The following is a 13,645-nucleotide window of genomic DNA, read 5'->3' as shown; positions in this document are numbered from 1 at the left end:
CCCTGCGAGGAGCGAGCGTGCCGCAGACCCGGGTCGCCGTGGTGGGCAGCGCCAACATGGACCTGGTCGGGAAGGCCCCGGCCCTGCCCCGGCCCGGCGAGACGGTGCTGGGCGGCGACTTCGTCATGGTGCCCGGCGGCAAGGGCGCGAACCAGGCGATCGCCGCCGCGCGGGCCGGCGCGTCCGCCGTCTTCCTCGGCGCGATCGGCTCCGACGCGTTCGGGGTCACCCTCCGGGCCCGGATCACCGCCGCCGGCGTGGACACGGGGCAGACCCGGGTGGTGTACGGGGCGTCGGGTGTCGCCCTCGTGATGGTCAGCGCCGACGGGGAGAACGCCATCCTGGTGACCCCCGGCGCGAACGCCGCCTTCACCGGCCTCACCGGGGGCGAGCTGGCCGCCGTGCGGGACGCGGACGTGCTGGTCGCCCAGCTGGAGGTCCCGGTGGCCACGGTGACCGAGGCGGCGCTGGCCGCCCGTGCCGCCGGCACCCGGGTGATCCTCAACGCGGCTCCGGCGCAGCCCGTGCCGGCGGAGCTGCTCGACGCCGTGGACCTGCTGGTGGTCAACGAGAACGAGGCGTTGGCCCTCACCGGGCGCGGCCGGGACGACCCGGGCGCGCTGCTCGCGTTGGTGCCCCGGGCGGTGCTGACCCTCGGCGGCGCGGGCGCCTGGTACGTCGACCGGGACGCCGATTCGCTGCACGTCCCGGCGGTGCAGGTCGACGTGGTCGACTCGACGGCCGCCGGCGACGCGTTCACGGCGGCGCTCGCGGTGGCCTGGGGCGAGGGGCGGAAGCTGCCGGCCGCGCTGCACTGGGCGGCGGCGGCCGGGGCGGCGTGCGTGCGCCGGCTCGGCGCGTCCGTGGCGCTGCCCGACCGGGCCGAGATCGACGCGCTCCACACCCCGCCGGCCTGACCCCGCGCTCCCCTGGTGGGGCGGCGGCCACCCGGCGTGGCGGCGCCCCGGGGTGGCGGCACCGGTCCGCCCGCCCCCCGGGCAGCCGCCCGGCGGCTCACTCGTCGGTGAGCCGCTCGCCCCGGCGACGCAGCACGCCCAGGCCGGGGATGCCGGCGACGGCGAGCTTCAGGTCCCGGGTGACGTCGAGCAGGTCGTGCAGGTCCGGCCCGACCCGGTCCAGAGTGGCCAGGATCGGCAGGACGTCCGAGGTGAGGTGCTGCTTGAGCTTCGGCAGCTCGTCGACGAGCCGGATCGCCGCGGTCACCTCCTCGTGGCTGAGCTGCTCGACGAACCGGGTCGCCATGGGCGCGCCCCGGCGCAGCGGCGGCTCGTACGCGGCGAGCAGCTCGGCGGCGGTGCCGGCCGCCCCTGCGGCGGCGTCCACGGTCGTGGCGGCCCGGCGGGCCACCGCGTCGGCCTCGCCGACCACGACGGCTGCCGCCGAGGCGACCTTGGTGGCGTCGTCGAGCACCCGGTCGGTCCGGTCGAGGGTCTCCTCGATGCGGTCCACCACCCCGTTGATCCGGGCCAGCAGCGTCTCCACCGCGTCGAGTACCGCGAACGCGCGGGCCGGGACGGCGGCGAACGAGGCGGCCGACCCGAGGGCCTGGTCGAGGGCGGACCGGGTGAGGCCGACGACGGCGCTCGGCCGCGGGAGGGGAGGAAACATGCCTCCCAGTGTGCGCCGAGCCCGCCAGGACCGCTGGTCAGCGATCTGTCTGCTGCTCGACGGCCCGCTGCACCGCGCGGTAGATCTGCCCGAACCGGAGCGCGTCCGGCGTGCTCAGCAGCATCACCTCCTGGCCGTGGTGCTGCACCCACAGCTCGTTCACCCGGTTGCCCCGCTCGTACGACCGGTCCAGCCAGCCGAGCGGCAGCTCCAGGAACGGCACCAGGGCCAGCGCGCCGACGGCGCAGGCGGCCAGGACGATCAGGGCCAGCGTCCAGTTGCCCCGGTCCTGTGCGGACCAGGCGAGCGACACGACGCAGACCAGCGCCACCAGCGGGGGCAGGGACAGCAGCAGCACCAGCACGCCCCGGCCGACGACCCGGCCCCGGACGGCGAGGGTGGTCCGCCCGCGCGCGTGCCAGACGTACGCGACGTCGGCGATCCGGACGATGTGGCCGCCCACCTGGATCGACTCGGAGGTGACCTGTACCGCGTCGTCCCGGTAATAGAGGGCCATCACTAAGCCTAACCGCGCCCCGGCGTGTCCGCCCAGACCCAAGGGAACGGCTCATCCGTGCCCTTTGGAGCTGAGTCGGCCATGACATCGCCCGGGTAGGGGCCCGCATCTCCCCGATCCGTTCACGCCATCAGCTCCAAAGGAGCCGAGCCACCGGGTGCCGACCACTCCCAGGATCGTCGGGGTCCGGCGGGCGGCGGCGCTACGGCCTGGGGCGGGGCCGGACGATGCTCCCCGGCGAGCCGATCGCCTTGCGCGGTTCCCGGGCCGCATCGGGGGCCTGCCCGGTGGGTTGGCCGGCGCTCCGCTTGGCGGGTTGGCCGGCGCTTCGTTTGGCGGGCTGGCCGGCCTCCACGGCCCGCTGCACGGCCCGGTAGACCTGCCCGAAGCGCAGCGCGTCGCGGGTGTGGAGCAGCCGTACCGGCTGGCCGCGCCAGCGGACCCACAGCTCCAACTGGCGGCTGCCCCGGGCGTACGAGCGGTCCAGGTGCTCGAAGAGGAAGTCCGCGACCGGCCCGACGGCGAGCCCGACCAGCACCGAGACCCCCACGACGGCGATGGTGACGGTGAGCGAGCGGTGCAGCCACAGCGCCAGCGCGACCCCGAGCGCGGCGGCGACCAGCGGGCCGGCGAGGGCGGCCCCGATCGCGCCCCGGCCGGCGACCACCCGCCAGGAGCGGCTGCCCCGCAGGTGCCAGACCATGCTGATCTCGGCCAGCGGGTACGTCCGGCCGTCCACCCGTACCGCCGTGGAGGTGACCTGCACCGACCTGTCGTCGTAGTACGTGACCATGGCGGACTCCGGGGTGGCGGGGCGGATGCCGGACTACTTACCCCAACGATCCAGGTCGTAAGGTTGGCGCGCGACTTCGACGAGGAAGTGAGGGCAGCGTGAGCGAGTTCGTACGGCTGGAGACCCGGGACGGCATCGGCACCATCCGGCTGGAGCGGCCGCCGATGAACGCGCTGAACAAGCAGGTCCAGGAGGAGTTGCGCGCCGTCGCGTCCGCCGCCGCCACCGACCCGGACGTCCGCGCCGTCATCGTGTACGGCGGCGAGAAGGTCTTCGCGGCCGGCGCGGACATCAAGGAGATGGCCGCGATGTCCTACGTGGACATGGCGGAGCGGGCCGCCGGGCTGTCGAGCGCGCTCGGCGAGTTCGCCCGCATCCCGAAGCCGGTGGTCGCCGCCATCACCGGGTACGCCCTCGGCGGCGGCTGCGAGCTGGCCCTGGCCTGCGACTGGCGGGTGGTGGCCGAGGACGCCAAGCTCGGCCAGCCGGAGATCAAGCTCGGCGTCATCCCCGGCGCGGGCGGCACCCAGCGGCTGGCCCGCCTCGTCGGCCCGGCCCGCGCGAAGGACCTGATCATGACGGGTCGGATGGTGGACGCCCAGGAGGCGCTGCGCATCGGCCTGGCCGACCGGGTGGTTCCGGCCGCCGAGGTGTACGACGCCGCCGTCGCGCTGGTCACGCCGTACGTGAACGGGCCGGCGCAGGCGTTGCGCGCGGCGAAGCTGGCGGTCGACGGCGGCCTGGACATGGACCTGAACTCGGGCCTGGCCTGGGAGAGCCAGCTCTTCGCGGCGCTGTTCGCCACCGACGACCGGCGCGAGGGCATGGCCGCGTTCGTGGAGAAGCGCAAGCCCGACTTCACCGGCCGCTGAGTCGAGAACGGTTCACTTTCTCCCTACCGGGCAGTAGCGTGTGGCTCCGGCCACGGACGAGGGGAGCGGCGATGACGCGGGTCGAGGGTCACGGCGGGGAGCTGGCGCTCGCGGCGCTGCGCGCGCACGGCGTCCGGGAGATGTTCACGCTCTCCGGCGGCCACGTCTTCCCGCTCTACGACGCGGCCCACTCCGCCGGCTTCCCGCTCTACGACGTCCGGCACGAGCAGTCGGCGGTCTTCGCGGCCGAGGCGGTGGCCAAGCTCAACCGCCGCCCCGGCCTCGCCGTGCTCACCGCCGGCCCCGGCGTCACCAACGGCGTCTCCGGCCTGACCAGCGCCTTCTTCAACGCCTCGCCGGTGCTGGTGCTGGGGGGTCGGGCCCCGCAGTTCCGCTGGGGCTCCGGCAGCCTCCAGGAGATGGACCACCTGCCGCTGGTCGCCCCGGTCACCAAGCACGCCGAGACGGTGTTCAACGCCGACGACATCCCGCGCGCGGTCGACGCGGCGCTCACCACCGCGCTCACCCCGCACCGGGGCCCGGTCTTCCTCGACCTCCCCCTGGAGGCCGTCTTCTCCGTCGGCGACGCCGAGCTGCCCGAGGCCGCCCCGCCCGCGCCGGTCGAGGCCGACCCGGCCGAGGTGGCGAAGGCCGCCGGGCTGATCGCCGCCGCCCACCGCCCGGTGATCATCGCGGGCTCCGACGTGTACGCCGGGGACGCCGTCGACGCCCTGCGGGCCGCCGCCGAGGCGCTCGGGGTGCCCGTGTTCACCAACGGCATGGGCCGGGGCGCGCTGCCCCCGACCCACCCGCTCGCGTTCGCCAAGGCCCGCCGGGTCGCCCTCTCCGGCGCCGACGTGGTCGTGGTGGTCGGCACGCCGCTGGACTTCCGGCTCAGCTTCGGCGACTTCGGCGACGCCCGGGTCGTACACGTGGTGGACGCCCCCAGCCAGCGGGCCACCCACGTCACGCCGGCCGCCTCGCCGGCCGGGGACCTGCGGCTGATCCTCACCGCGTTCGCCGACCACCCGGGCGACCGCGTCGACCACGCCGACTGGGTCGCCGAGCTGCGCGTCGCCGAGGACGCCGCGAAGGCCCGCGACGCCGAGGCGATGGCCGCCGAGACCGACCCGATCCGCCCCGCCCGCGTCTACGGCGAGCTGCGCAAGGTCCTCGCCCCGGACGCCATCACCATCGGCGACGGCGGCGACTTCGTCTCGTACGCGGGGAAGTACCTGGAGCCCGCGCAGCCCGGCACCTGGCTCGACCCCGGCCCGTACGGCTGCCTCGGCACCGGCATGGGCTACGCGATGGGGGCCCGGGTCAGCCACCCCGACCGGCAGGTCTGCGTGCTGATGGGCGACGGCGCGGCCGGCTTCTCGCTGATGGACGTGGAGTCCCTGGTGCGGCAGAAGCTGCCCGTGGTGATCGTGGTCGGCAACAACGGCATCTGGGGCCTGGAGAAGCACCCGATGCGGGCCATGTACGGCTACGACGTCGCCGCCGACCTCCAGCCCGGCCTGCGCTACGACCGGGTCGTCGAGGCGCTCGGCGGCGGGGGCGAGACGGTGGAGAAGGCCGCCGACCTGGCCCCGGCCCTGGAGCGGGCCTTCGCCTCCGGCGTGCCGTACCTGGTCAACGTGCTTACCGACCCGACCGACGCGTACCCGCGCTCGTCGAACCTGGCCTGAGCGCCGGCCGGTCAGACCTCCGGGCGGTCCTCCTCGCGGGGCGGGTCGCCCTCCCGGCGGCGCAGGTCGTCCTCGCGCCGCCGCAGGTCGTCCTCCCAGCGGCGGAACAGCTCCTCGTCCCGCTGCCGGGAGCGCTCCTTGAGGGAGTCGAGGAACTCGGGGTCGTCGTCCGGCGCGACCGGCCGGCGGCGGTGCTCCTCGGAGAAGCCGTTCCCCATCCGCCAGGCGGTCCGGGCCGGCCGGCCGCCCGGCGCCCGGCCGGCGACGAACCAGGCGATCGAGCCGACCAGCGGGAAGAACAGGACGATCAGCACCCAGGCGATCCGGGGCAGGCCCCGGATCGCGCCCTCCTCGGCGGAGAGACAGCTGATCAGCGCGCAGACCGCGAGCACGATCTGGGCCAGGAAGAGCAGGACGTACAGGCGGGCCATGCGCCCATCATGGCGCACCCGGGCCCGTCACCACAGCCGGGTGAGCACGCTGAGTGCGCCTAGTGTGGCCGCCCCGGCGGCGGCGAGCGCGACCACCGGCATCGTCCGCGAGCCGGTGCGGACCGGGCCCGACCCGGTGGCCCGGCCCCAGCACGACGTCAGCGTCGCCGCCCAGCCGGCCACCGCCGCGCCGGCCAGCGCGGCCCCGACGCCGCCGCCGCCGAGCGCCTGCCGGACGGTCAGCGCGGTGACCACGGTGAGCGCGAGCAGGGTGCGCCGCCAGGCCAGCCGGGTCCGCTCGGGTTGCAGCCCCGGGTCCCCGGTCACCGGCTCCCGACCCCGCCCGCCAGCACGGCCACCACCAGCAGCAGCGCGCCCAGCCCCACGACGAGGGCGAGCACGGCCGGGAAGCGGGAGGCGGGCAGCTCCTCGCCGAGCCGGATGGCCCGCTCGGTGCGGGCCCAGTGGTCCACGGCCCGCACCGCCACGACCCCGCCGAGCAGCAGCAGCGCGACGGCGATCGCCTCCCGCAGGTGCCGCAGCGGCAGCGGCGGCAGGAACTGGGCGACGGCCAGCCCGCCGCCGACCAGCGCCAGCCCGGTGCGCAGCCAGGCCAGGAACGTCCGCTCGTTGGCCAGGGAGAAGCGGTAGTCGGGCGGGTCGCCCACCGACCGCAGCTCCCGCGGGTCGAACCACCGCCGCACCGACTCCCACACGACCCCGATTATCCGCTTGGCTCCGGGCATAGCCTGGACCGATGACCGATCTTGATGTGACGACCCTGCGCGAGGCGTACGATGCCCAGCTCCGCCCGGAGATCCCCGACCCGCTGCCGGCCGGCGTGACCGTCGAGCGCGACGGCCCGCTGGTGCGCGTGCTCGGGCTCGACCACCGCGGCTTCCTGACGTACCGGAACCTGGGCGGGCTGGCCGGGGCGGAGCTGGACGAGCTGATCGCCCGGCAGGTGGCGTTCTTCCGGGAGCGGGGCGAGGCGGTGGAGTGGAAGCTCAACGGCCACGACGAGCCGGCCGACCTGGCGGATCGGCTGCGTGCCGCCGGGTTCGAGCCGGAGGGCCAGGAGACGGTGGTCGTCGGCCCGGTCGCGGCGCTGGCCGGCGCCGTCCCGGTGCTGCCCGACGGGGTACGGCTCCGCGAGGTCACCGCCCGCGCCGACCTGGAACGGATCGCCGAGCTGGAGCGGAAGGTCTGGGGGGTCGACCGGAGTCACCTGGTGCCCGGGCTGCTCAAGGAGATCGAGGCCGACCCGCAGTCGATCACCATCGTGGTGGCCGAGGCAGGGGAGACGGTGGTCTGCGCCGGCTGGGTCCGCTACCTGCGCGGCACCGGCTTCGCCAGCTTCTGGGGCGGCGCCACCCTGCCCGAGTGGCGGGGCCGGGGCATCTACCGGGCGCTGGTGGGGTACCGGGCGCGGCTGGCCCAGCAGCGGGGCCTGACGCTGGTCCAGGTGGACTGCTCCCCGGACAGCCGCCCGATCCTGGAACGACTCGGGCTCGTCGCGGTCACCACCACCACGCCCTACATCTACACTCCGTGACCATGGGACGGGGACTGACGGACGACGAGCGGCTCACCCTGAAGACCGGCGCGTTCGGCGCGGTGGCCCTGGTGGCGAACGCCGACCCCGGGATGCTCCCGCTGCTGCGGGAGAGCTTCGCGGCGTCCGGGGTGCTGGCGCGGGCGCGCGGCCCGGTGCGCGAGGCGCTGACCACCGGCCCGCTGCCGGAGCTGCCCGGCGACTCGACGCTGGAGATCGAGTCGACGGTGCTGCCGGCGCTGGGCCGGGCGGTGGAGATCCTCCGGGAGGTCTCGCCGGGGGACGTGGCGGCGTACCGGTCGCTGGTGCTGGCCGCCGCGGACGAGGTGGCCCGCGCGCACCGGGGGGTGGCGCCGGCCGAGGCGGCGGCGATCGACCGGATCCGGGAGGCGCTGGGCGGGGAGTGACCCGTCGTCCCGGTGAGCTGTGTCACTCTGACCCTCCCGGGAGCCAAAGCTACTTGTGGGTAACATTGCCCCGTGGGCAAGTGCACAACAGCCCGCGGTTGACCGGGCGTCACCGACGCGCGAGGCTGCGCCCGTGACCGGGCGAGCAATCGCAACACCAACAGGAGGGGTCGTCGAAGCGCGATGAACATCGTCGTACTCGTCAAGCAGGTGCCCGATTCGGGCGCGGACCGCAACCTGCGTTCTGACGACAACACCATCGACCGCGGTTCGGCGAACAACGTCATCAACGAGATGGACGAGTACGCCATCGAGGAGGCGTTGAAGATCAAGGAGGCGCACGGCGGCGAGGTGACCGTCCTGACCATGGGTCCGGACCGGGCGACCGAGTCGATCCGCAAGGCGCTCTCCATGGGCCCCGACAAGGCGGTCCACGTCGTGGACGACGCCCTGCACGGCTCCTGCGCCGTGGCGACCTCGAAGGTGCTCGCCGCCGCGCTGAACAACCTCAACGCCGACCTGGTGCTCTGCGGCGCCGAGTCCACCGACGGCCGGGTCCAGGTCATCCCCCACATGATCGCCGAGCGGCTGGGCGTCGCCGCGCTGACCGGCGCGCGCAAGCTCACCGTCGACGGGGCCACCCTGACCGTCGAGCGGCAGACCGAGGAGGGCTACGAGGTGGTCACCGCCTCGACCCCCGCCGTCGTCTCCGTCTGGGACACCATCAACGAGCCGCGCTACCCGTCGTTCAAGGGCATCATGGCCGCCAAGAAGAAGCCGGTGCAGACCCTCTCCCTGGCCGACCTCGGCGTCGCCCCGGCCGAGGTGGGCCTCGACGGCGCCACCAGCGCCGTGCTGGAGCACAGCAAGCGCCCGCCGCGCTCCGGCGGCGCGAAGGTCACCGACGAGGGCTCCGGCGGCGCGCAGCTCGTCGAGTTCCTCGCCACCGAGAAGTTCGTGTGAGGGGTCTGGACATGTCTGAGGTTCTCGTCGTCGTCGAAGCCACCCGCGAGTTCGGCGTCAAGAAGGTCACGTGCGAGATGCTCACCCTCGCCCGCGAGCTGGGCACGCCGAGCGCGGTCGTGCTCGGTGGCCCCGGTGCCGCCGAGGCGCTGAGCGCCAAGCTGGGCGAGTACGGCGCGGAGAAGATCTACGCCGCCGAGAGCGAGGAGATCGACGGCTACCTGGTGGCCCCGAAGGCCACCGTGCTGGCCGAGCTGGTGCGCCGGGTGCAGCCGGCCGCCGTGCTGCTCGCCTCCGCCCAGGAGGGCAAGGAGATCGCGGCCCGCCTGGCGGTCAAGCTGGACAACGGCATCCTGACCGACGTCGTCGGCCTCGACGCCGACGGCACCGCCACCCAGGTCGTCTTCGCCGGCTCCGCCATCGTCAAGTCCAAGGTCACCCGGGGCCTGCCGCTGGTCACCGTCCGGCCGAACTCGGTCACCCCGGCGCCCGCCGCCGCCACCCCCGTCGTCGAGCAGCTCACCGTGACGGTGGGCGACGCCGACAAGCTGGCGAAGGTGGTCGACCGGGTTGCCGAGCAGAAGGGCTCGCGCCCCGAGCTGACCGAGGCGTCCGTGGTCGTCTCCGGCGGCCGGGGCGTCGGCAACGCCGACAACTTCAAGCTGGTCGAGGAGCTGGCCGACCTGCTCGGCGGCGCCGTGGGCGCGTCCCGCGCGGCCGTCGACTCCGGCTTCTACCCGCACCAGTTCCAGGTCGGGCAGACCGGCAAGACGGTCTCCCCGCAGCTCTACGTCGCGCTGGGCATCTCCGGCGCGATCCAGCACCGGGCCGGCATGCAGACCTCGAAGACCATCGTCGCCGTGAACAAGGACGGCGAGGCCCCGATCTTCGAGCTGGCCGACTTCGGCGTGGTGGGCGACCTCTTCAAGATCGTCCCGCAGGCCGCCGAGGAGATCCGCAAGCGCAGGTGACGCCGCCCTCTGTCCGGGCGCGCCCGGAAAGAGGGGAGCTGATCGGCGGGCCGGGGAGCTGAGCCGGCCCGCCGATCAGCCCGTCAGGGTGCCCCTCGGGGCGATCGGTCATCCCTCGTAGTACCCCGCGACGGCCGGGAAATTCGCCCCGCGCGGGGCGCAGTCGTCGGCGGGGCCCTCCCGCCCGGGGCGCGGGCCCCCTCCGGCGTCGTCCTTCCGGCGCCCCGGTCAGTAGTCTGAACGGAATGGCATACCTGGATCACGCCGCGACGACTCCGATGCTCGACGAGGCACTGGAGGCGTACACGGCCACCGCACGCGAGGTCGGCAACGCGTCGTCACTGCACGCGGCCGGCCGCCGTGCCCGGCGTCGGGTCGAGGAGTCCCGCGAGCGGGTGGCCGCCGTCCTGGGCGCCCGCCCCTCCGAGGTGATCTTCACCGGCGGGGGCACGGAGAGCGACAACCTGGCGGTCAAGGGCATCTTCTGGGCCCGCCGGGCCGCCTCGCCGGCCCGGCGTCGGGTGGTCTCCAGCGCCGTCGAGCACCACGCCGTCCTCGACACGGTGGACTGGCTGGCCGAGCACGAGGGCGCCGGGGTGGGCTGGCTGCCGGTGGACGCCGCCGGCCGGCTCGACCCGGAGGCGCTGCGCGCCGAGCTGGCCGCGCACGGCGACGCGGTCGCGGTGGTCACCGCGATGTGGGCCAACAACGAGGTGGGCAGCCTCCAGCCGGTGGCCGCGCTGGCCGCCGTCGCCGCCGAGCACGGCGTGCCGTTCCACACCGACGCGGTCCAGGCGGTCGGCCAGGTGCCGGTCGACTTCGCCGCCAGCGGGGTCTCCGCGCTGACGGTCACCGGCCACAAGCTGGGCGGGCCCGTGGGGGTGGGCGCCCTGCTGCTCGCCCGGGACGTCGCGGCCACCCCGCTGCTGCACGGCGGCGGCCAGGAGCGCGACGTCCGCTCCGGCACGCTCGACACCGCCGGCATCGTCGCCTTCGCGGTCGCGGTGGAGGCGGCCGTGAAGGGCCAGCAGGAGTACGCGGCCCGGGTCGCCGCCCTCCGCGACGACCTCGTACGGCGGGTGCGGCACGCCGTGCCCGAGGTGGTCTTCAACGGCGACCCCGTCGACCGCCTCCCCGGCAACGCGCACTTCTCCTTCCCCGGCTGCGAGGGCGACGCGCTGCTGCTGCTGCTCGACGCCCGGGGCATCGCCTGCTCGACGGGCTCGGCCTGCTCGGCCGGGGTGGCCCAGCCCTCGCACGTGCTGATCGCGATGGGCGCCGACGACGACCGCGCCCGCTCCTCGCTGCGCTTCACCCTCGGCTACACCAGCACCCAGGCCGACGTCGACGCCCTGATCGCCGCCCTGCCGACGGCGGTCGACCGCGCCCGCCGCGCCGCCGCCCTCCGCGCCCCCCGCTGACCGCCGGCCATGACCCTGCCCACGGTCGCGCGATCGACGGCGGGCCGGCGCGGGCCGGTAGGCTCGGGCGGGAAGGGAGCGTGACGGGGTGAGGGTTCTGGCGGCCATGTCGGGCGGGGTGGACTCGGCCGTGGCGGCGGCGCGGGCGGTGGAGGCCGGGCACGACGTCACCGGCGTGCACCTGGCGCTGGCCCGCAATCCGCAGACGTACCGCACCGGGGCGCGCGGGTGCTGCACGCTGGAGGACTCCCGGGACGCCCGGCGGGCCGCCGACGTGCTCGGCATCCCCTTCTACGTGTGGGACATGGCGGACCGGTTCCACGCCGACGTGGTCGACGACTTCGTGGCCGAGTACGCGGCCGGCCGTACCCCGAATCCCTGCCTGCGCTGCAACGAGAAGATCAAGTTCGCGGCGGTGCTGGACCGGGCCGTGGCCCTGGGCTTCGACGCGGTGGTCACCGGCCACCACGCCCGCCTCGGCCCCGACGGCCTGCTGCGCCGCAGCGTCGACGCGGCGAAGGACCAGTCGTACGTCCTCGCGGTGCTGACCCGCGCCCAGCTCGACCGGTCGATCTTCCCGCTCGGCGACTCGACGAAGGCGCAGGTCCGCGAGGAGGCGGCCCGGCGCGGGCTGGCCGTGGCCGACAAGCCGGACTCGCACGACATCTGCTTCATCGCCGACGGCGACACCCGGGGCTTCCTCGCCGGGCGGCTCGGCGAGGCCCCCGGCGACGTGGTCGACGCGCTCACCGGCGCGGTGGTCGGCAGCCACAACGGCGCGTACGCGTACACGGTGGGGCAGCGGCGCGGCCTGCACCTGGACCGCCCCGCCCCCGACGGCCGGCCCCGCTACGTGCTCTCCATCACCCCGAAGACCAACACCGTCACCGTCGGGCCGGCGGAGGCGCTGGAGGTCTCCTCGGTGCGCGCCGAGCGTCCGGTCTGGACCGGCGGCGAGCCGCCGACCGGGCCGATCGAGTGCGAGGTGCAGCTCCGCGCCCACGGCGACGTGGTGCCGGCCACCGTCGAGCTGACCGGCGACACCCTGCGCGCCGAGCTGCGCCGCCCGGTGCGCGGCGTCGCCGCCGGCCAGGCCGTGGTGGCGTACCGGCCGGACCCGACCGGCGACGCGGTCCTCGGCTCCGCCACGATCGCCGCCTGACGCCCGCTCCGGGCCGTCCCGCCGCCCTGGTCCCTCTCCGCCACCCGCTCCGGGCCGTCCCGCCGCTCTGGTCCCTCTCCGCCTCGTCCTGGCCCGTCCCCGCCGCCCGGCCCCGGCGGCCCGTATACCCTTCGCCCGTGACAGAACTCGCGTGGCCCTGGCCGCCCGGCGCGGCGACCGGCATCGGCTCGCTGCCCGGCACCGACGTCGCCGAGGCGCAGCGGGTGATCCTCGGGGAACTGCCCGCCCTGCCCCACCTTCCCGAGCTGCCGGCGCGCGGCCCCGGCGCCGACCTGATCGGCCGCACGGGCGGCCTGCTCGTCGAGCTCCCCGTCGAGCTGTACGCGGCCCGCTGGCGGGTCGCCCCGCGCCCCGGGCGGGACCTGCGCCGGGCGCGGGACCTCATGGAACGCGACCTCGACCAGCTCGCCGAGCAGGCCGAGGAGTACCCCGGGCCGGTCAAGGTGCAGGCCGCCGGCCCGTACACCCTGGCCGCCTCCCTCGACCTGCCCCTCGGCGGCCGGATGCTGCGCGACCCCGGCGCGGTGCGGGACCTCACCGGCTCCCTCGCCGAGGGGCTGCGCGCCCACGTCGCCGCCGTCGCCCGCCGGCTGCCCCGCGCCACGGTGCTGCTCCAGCTCGACGAGCCGTCCCTGCCGGCCGTGCTCGCGGGGCGGGTGCCCACCGAGAGCGGCTTCGGCACGTACCGCCCTGTGCCGGAGCCCGACGCGGCGGCCCTGCTGCGCGCGGTGGTCGAGGCGGTCGGGGTGCCGACCGTGGTGCACTGCTGCGCCCCGGACGTCCCGTTGGGGCTGATCCGCGCGACCGGCGCGGCGGCGGTCGCGCTCGACCTGAGCCTGGTGCGGGATCTGGACCCGCTCGGCGAGGCGATCGACGCCGGGCTCGGCCTGCTGGCCGGCGCCGCGCCGGCGACCCCGCCACCGGACGGCCGCGCGCCGACCTCCGCCGAGGTCGCCGACCGGGTACGTCAGCTCTGGGACCGCCTCGGCTTCCCCCGCCGCCGGCTCGCCGAGCAGGTGGTGGTCACCCCCGCCTGCGGCCTCGCCGGGGCGACCGGGCAGTACGCGCGGGCGGTGCTCGCGGCGTGCCGCGACGCGGGCCGCCGCCTCGCCGACGACAGGTAAGGAAGGGCCCCCTGTTAACGCCTGGCGTAGAGAAGGGCACCCCTTTCACCCCCGAATGGGGTTTTCTGTCGTACAGGGTGGGCAGGAT

16 protein-coding genes are annotated in these 13,645 nt (G+C 75.5%); 10 read left to right on the top strand and 6 right to left on the bottom strand.

Going from position 1 to position 13,645, the window contains the following annotated elements:
* The first annotated feature begins 17 nt into the window (after positions 1 to 17).
* Positions 18 to 917, top strand: coding sequence for a ribokinase (locus LPU43_RS07295; protein ID WP_229399487.1), 900 nt, complete (start codon positions 18 to 20; stop codon positions 915 to 917).
* A 97-nt stretch (positions 918 to 1,014) separates the two neighbouring features.
* On the opposite strand, the gene LPU43_RS07290 is transcribed toward LPU43_RS07295, so the two are convergent.
* The 3 genes from LPU43_RS07290 to LPU43_RS07280 all read right to left on the bottom strand — a co-directional run bounded on the left by LPU43_RS07290 (position 1,015) and on the right by LPU43_RS07280 (position 2,939).
* On the bottom strand, positions 1,015 to 1,629 hold the full coding sequence (locus tag LPU43_RS07290; protein WP_229399486.1) for a hypothetical protein: 615 nt from the start codon (positions 1,627 to 1,629) through the stop codon (positions 1,015 to 1,017).
* A gap of 37 nt (positions 1,630 to 1,666) precedes the next feature.
* Positions 1,667 to 2,146, bottom strand: coding sequence for a DUF6232 family protein (locus LPU43_RS07285; RefSeq protein ID WP_229399485.1), 480 nt, complete (start codon positions 2,144 to 2,146; stop codon positions 1,667 to 1,669).
* Positions 2,147 to 2,348: 202 nt separating this feature from the next.
* Positions 2,349 to 2,939: a DUF6232 family protein gene (locus LPU43_RS07280; protein WP_229399484.1), complete on the bottom strand. Its 591-nt coding sequence runs from the start codon at positions 2,937 to 2,939 to the stop codon at positions 2,349 to 2,351.
* Between the two features lie 98 nt (positions 2,940 to 3,037).
* On the opposite strand from LPU43_RS07280, the gene LPU43_RS07275 reads away from it, so the two are divergent.
* Positions 3,038 to 3,811, top strand: coding sequence for an enoyl-CoA hydratase-related protein (locus LPU43_RS07275; protein ID WP_229399483.1), 774 nt, complete (start codon positions 3,038 to 3,040; stop codon positions 3,809 to 3,811).
* Positions 3,812 to 3,882: 71 nt separating this feature from the next.
* Complete coding sequence (locus LPU43_RS07270; RefSeq protein ID WP_229399482.1) at positions 3,883 to 5,502, top strand: acetolactate synthase; 1,620 nt, start codon at positions 3,883 to 3,885, stop codon at positions 5,500 to 5,502.
* Between the two features lie 11 nt (positions 5,503 to 5,513).
* On the opposite strand, the gene LPU43_RS07265 is transcribed toward LPU43_RS07270, so the two are convergent.
* From LPU43_RS07265 to LPU43_RS07255, 3 genes are read right to left on the bottom strand one after another with little or no spacing between them, the layout of a single operon-like run.
* A complete protein-coding gene (locus LPU43_RS07265; protein ID WP_229399481.1) occupies positions 5,514 to 5,933 on the bottom strand; it encodes a PLD nuclease N-terminal domain-containing protein in 420 nt (139 codons plus the stop codon).
* 27 nt (positions 5,934 to 5,960) lie between these two features.
* Positions 5,961 to 6,260: a DUF202 domain-containing protein gene (locus tag LPU43_RS07260; RefSeq protein ID WP_229399480.1), complete on the bottom strand. Its 300-nt coding sequence runs from the start codon at positions 6,258 to 6,260 to the stop codon at positions 5,961 to 5,963.
* The gene (locus LPU43_RS07255) at positions 6,257 to 6,649 is read right to left on the bottom strand and encodes a YidH family protein (protein WP_229399479.1); all 393 of its coding nucleotides are present in this window, start codon (positions 6,647 to 6,649) and stop codon (positions 6,257 to 6,259) included. The genes LPU43_RS07260 and LPU43_RS07255 overlap by 4 nt, the downstream gene beginning before the upstream one ends.
* Before the next feature lie 41 nt (positions 6,650 to 6,690).
* Here LPU43_RS07255 and LPU43_RS07250 point away from each other — a divergent pair, with 41 nt between their 5' ends.
* The 7 genes from LPU43_RS07250 (at position 6,691) to LPU43_RS07220 (ending at position 13,557) form a co-directional block, all read left to right on the top strand.
* On the top strand, positions 6,691 to 7,488 hold the full coding sequence (locus LPU43_RS07250; protein ID WP_229399478.1) for a GNAT family N-acetyltransferase: 798 nt from the start codon (positions 6,691 to 6,693) through the stop codon (positions 7,486 to 7,488).
* 2 nt (positions 7,489 to 7,490) lie between these two features.
* A complete protein-coding gene (locus LPU43_RS07245) occupies positions 7,491 to 7,895 on the top strand; it encodes a hypothetical protein (protein ID WP_229399477.1) in 405 nt (134 codons plus the stop codon).
* Between the two features lie 183 nt (positions 7,896 to 8,078).
* Entirely contained in the window at positions 8,079 to 8,858 is a 780-nt protein-coding gene (locus LPU43_RS07240; protein WP_229399476.1) for an electron transfer flavoprotein subunit beta/FixA family protein, read from the top strand.
* A gap of 11 nt (positions 8,859 to 8,869) precedes the next feature.
* Entirely contained in the window at positions 8,870 to 9,829 is a 960-nt protein-coding gene (locus tag LPU43_RS07235; protein ID WP_229399475.1) for an electron transfer flavoprotein subunit alpha/FixB family protein, read from the top strand.
* Positions 9,830 to 10,074: 245 nt separating this feature from the next.
* The gene (locus tag LPU43_RS07230; RefSeq protein ID WP_229399474.1) at positions 10,075 to 11,250 is read left to right on the top strand and encodes a cysteine desulfurase family protein; all 1,176 of its coding nucleotides are present in this window, start codon (positions 10,075 to 10,077) and stop codon (positions 11,248 to 11,250) included.
* An 88-nt stretch (positions 11,251 to 11,338) separates the two neighbouring features.
* Positions 11,339 to 12,412, top strand: coding sequence for a tRNA 2-thiouridine(34) synthase MnmA (gene mnmA, locus LPU43_RS07225; RefSeq protein ID WP_229399473.1), 1,074 nt, complete (start codon positions 11,339 to 11,341; stop codon positions 12,410 to 12,412).
* Positions 12,413 to 12,549: 137 nt separating this feature from the next.
* Entirely contained in the window at positions 12,550 to 13,557 is a 1,008-nt protein-coding gene (locus LPU43_RS07220) for a uroporphyrinogen decarboxylase/cobalamine-independent methonine synthase family protein (RefSeq protein WP_229399472.1), read from the top strand.
* Positions 13,558 to 13,645 lie beyond the last annotated feature (88 nt).

The organism is Micromonospora okii (assembly GCF_020884795.1).
GTDB lineage: Bacteria > Actinomycetota > Actinomycetes > Mycobacteriales > Micromonosporaceae > Micromonospora > Micromonospora okii.
Note: the sequence above shows the minus strand (reverse complement) of the source record. Positions and strands in the feature narration are given on the sequence as shown.

Coding starts and splice junctions, on each gene's coding strand:
- LPU43_RS07250 (WP_229399478.1), top strand. CDS start 6,691: ATGACCGATCTTGATGTGACGACCCTGCGCGAGGCGTACGATGCCCAG.
- LPU43_RS07270 (WP_229399482.1), top strand. CDS start 3,883: ATGACGCGGGTCGAGGGTCACGGCGGGGAGCTGGCGCTCGCGGCGCTG.
- LPU43_RS07285 (WP_229399485.1), bottom strand. CDS start 2,146: ATGGCCCTCTATTACCGGGACGACGCGGTACAGGTCACCTCCGAGTCG.
- LPU43_RS07265 (WP_229399481.1), bottom strand. CDS start 5,933: ATGGCCCGCCTGTACGTCCTGCTCTTCCTGGCCCAGATCGTGCTCGCG.
- LPU43_RS07230 (WP_229399474.1), top strand. CDS start 10,075: ATGGCATACCTGGATCACGCCGCGACGACTCCGATGCTCGACGAGGCA.
- LPU43_RS07290 (WP_229399486.1), bottom strand. CDS start 1,629: ATGTTTCCTCCCCTCCCGCGGCCGAGCGCCGTCGTCGGCCTCACCCGG.
- LPU43_RS07245 (WP_229399477.1), top strand. CDS start 7,491: ATGGGACGGGGACTGACGGACGACGAGCGGCTCACCCTGAAGACCGGC.
- LPU43_RS07280 (WP_229399484.1), bottom strand. CDS start 2,939: ATGGTCACGTACTACGACGACAGGTCGGTGCAGGTCACCTCCACGGCG.
- LPU43_RS07235 (WP_229399475.1), top strand. CDS start 8,870: ATGTCTGAGGTTCTCGTCGTCGTCGAAGCCACCCGCGAGTTCGGCGTC.
- LPU43_RS07240 (WP_229399476.1), top strand. CDS start 8,079: ATGAACATCGTCGTACTCGTCAAGCAGGTGCCCGATTCGGGCGCGGAC.